General features: G+C 49.9%; 2 protein-coding genes. Both read right to left on the reverse strand.

What is annotated here, in order from left to right; all coding sequences use genetic code 11:
• Positions 1-196: 196 nt before the first annotated feature.
• On the reverse strand, positions 197-1,378 hold the full coding sequence (locus tag CAPSK01_RS15370) for a hypothetical protein (RefSeq protein WP_034928543.1): 1,182 nt from the start codon (positions 1,376-1,378) through the stop codon (positions 197-199).
• Between the two features lie 133 nt (positions 1,379-1,511).
• Positions 1,512-2,081, reverse strand: coding sequence for a hypothetical protein (locus CAPSK01_RS15375; RefSeq protein ID WP_034928545.1), 570 nt, complete (start codon positions 2,079-2,081; stop codon positions 1,512-1,514).
• Between the last annotated feature and the right edge of the window lie 242 nt (positions 2,082-2,323).

Consider the following 2,323-nt stretch of genomic DNA (forward strand, 5'->3'; position numbering starts at 1 on the left):
TGGAGAGTGCGGGTCGATCGCTTCAATTGGTTCCGGCCAGGGCATGACCTGTTCCCTCTCCGCCAGAAACTGCTCTCGTCGCCTGACCCTTCTTGCCCTCAACCTAGGAATTACTGATCTTCTTCATCGGGCAATTCGGGCTGCGTTGGAATGACCAAACTATACCATAACAATTTCTGGCGGTTAAATCAGCGGTTCATGAAACAAACACAATATTTCCTGCACTCAATCCTGCAATATCAACACCGACCAGGGTGACGGTATTGTTATTGCCCAAGTCGATGCTCAGGTTGTCTCCTGAAATAGTGATGTGCTGAATGAGACTGCTCAGGTTCGTAATATTGGAGCCATTAATCCCGGCGTCGATCTGAATTTTGTCAGTTGCAGCATGAAAGTTGAAAATTCTATCTTTTCCGCTATTGTTATGGAATGAAAAAACATTATATGATCTGCCGGCAGAGTTGTCGGCAACACTTTGTGTGATGGAAGTGAAGGCATTGATTGGCATGTTTGGTGTGAAGGGGTTGCTGGCCAGATATTGAGCCAACTGGCTGGTTTTATGACCGCCGGCAACCAGAATGTCATTGCCGGCGCCGCCATCCATGACATTGGTACCTATATCAGCATAACCTCCGCCGAATATAAAATCATTGCCCGCCCCGCCGGATAGCAGAAAGTCACCGACATTGGCTCCTTCGATGATGTCATTGCCGGCGCCGCCACGGAGACCGTCAATATTGTCCAGTTGATTGAGCAAGTGTAAATCCAGACTCTTGGCATCGGTTGCGGCTAGAATACGGTCCCATAAGAATTGATGAAAACTGGCGTTCTGCGTACCATCCGCCGAAGTTCGTTCCATCGCACTGATTACACCATCCACGGGTTCCCCGGCAACATTCAATACGCCAGGGAGGGAAATATCCACATTGCCCGTGATCATGGTCGCGGCGACATTGATCTTGAGATCCGGGTAATTCGTGCTCAAGGAGGACTGGATGGTTGTGGTCAGGCTTCTGAGCATGGCATCCTGAATGGTCTCGTTCAAGGCCAGTTCGACAATGCGAATATCTGCCAATACAGTGATCCCATTGTTCAGGTTTGCGGTATACGCGGTAGTCGGATAGGCCGACTGATCTGCAGCAACGACGATATACCCAGGAAAAGCATCGCGTACCGCTTGCTTCGCGATGTCATACTGATTGAACCCCGTTTTCGGATCCACATGGCTAACGAAGCCCAACTGATTCGGGAAATTGGACGACAGCACCCCTAATTCAGCACTGGTGATCTGGTTCTGAAGAGTGGCAACCTCTGTCGCTGTCGGATAAAAGGGGATCCCGTTTCTGACTCCAATGATGTCAAGACTGATTACAGGCATTTCTATTTCTCCTCAATTGCTGGGTGTAAGAGTTCTTCGAACTGTGCGAGCAGAAGCTGGCGAGTTCGAGCGGTGGGCCGAAACAAAAAATATGCGACAAACAAGTCATGAACCAACCATGCTGAATGATTTCCTAAGTCTGGATCAACTTCAGCAAGCTTTCTTCGGCAAATACATCCCGATAAAACGTCAGTTGCTCGGTCTTGAGATAACAGCCTCCCCGGTGACCACGACGAACCCAGGTGACGTTGCCCTTGGCAAGAGTTTCATTGGTGATGTCATCCACGCACTTCCATTCGAAGTAGGTATGCTCGCCATAGAACATCACAATCGGCCAGCACATGGTGACTCCGGGTTGGGCGATTAATGCCCACCAATGCTTCTCGCGTTCCTTCTGTTGCTCCACTCCCTGATAGGGCCCATCCTGGCAAAAATAGACAAGATCATTTCTATATTCACCTGTCAAGATATCACCGCGACCTTGCCTTAATGCCTCGCAATGGGTGGGCCACCACTCCATGTTTTCTTTTTCAATTTGCGCCAGGGTATAATTCGAATCAATCGCCGGTAATTCCTCTTCTTTCATCGCGACGATTCTCTCGCCAAACTCGATAAGCTCTGCCTGCAATGCGGGGGAGACCAGATTGGGTCGAGAATAGTCTGCGGATAATTTTTCATAATAGCTTGCTTTGTGTTTTGTCATGAGTATCTCCTTCAAATTTGAGAAGCAAATCGCAGTAGGGGCCATTTTGACAGCAGTACCCCCGGCCTGCTCGGTATGTGCCGGTGAGCAGGTCGATTTTGCCAGACCAGCCAGAGGTCAGCGGGGCCGTTCGACTTCAAGAATGTTGCGGTTGACCTGGTCGCAACGCTGATAGTCGAAGCGATCGACGCCTTGCAGCGCGAGGTAGATTCCGAGCCCGCCGATATCACGTTCCGATAACG

It is taken from the genome of Candidatus Accumulibacter vicinus, assembly GCF_000584955.1.
Classification (GTDB): Bacteria; Pseudomonadota; Gammaproteobacteria; order Burkholderiales; family Rhodocyclaceae; genus Accumulibacter; species Accumulibacter vicinus.

Excerpts from the sequence above, each read along its gene's own strand:
- CAPSK01_RS15370 (WP_034928543.1), bottom strand. The coding sequence starts at position 1,378 with ATGCCTGTAATCAGTCTTGACATCATTGGAGTCAGAAACGGGATCCCC.
- CAPSK01_RS15375 (WP_034928545.1), bottom strand. The coding sequence starts at position 2,081 with ATGACAAAACACAAAGCAAGCTATTATGAAAAATTATCCGCAGACTAT.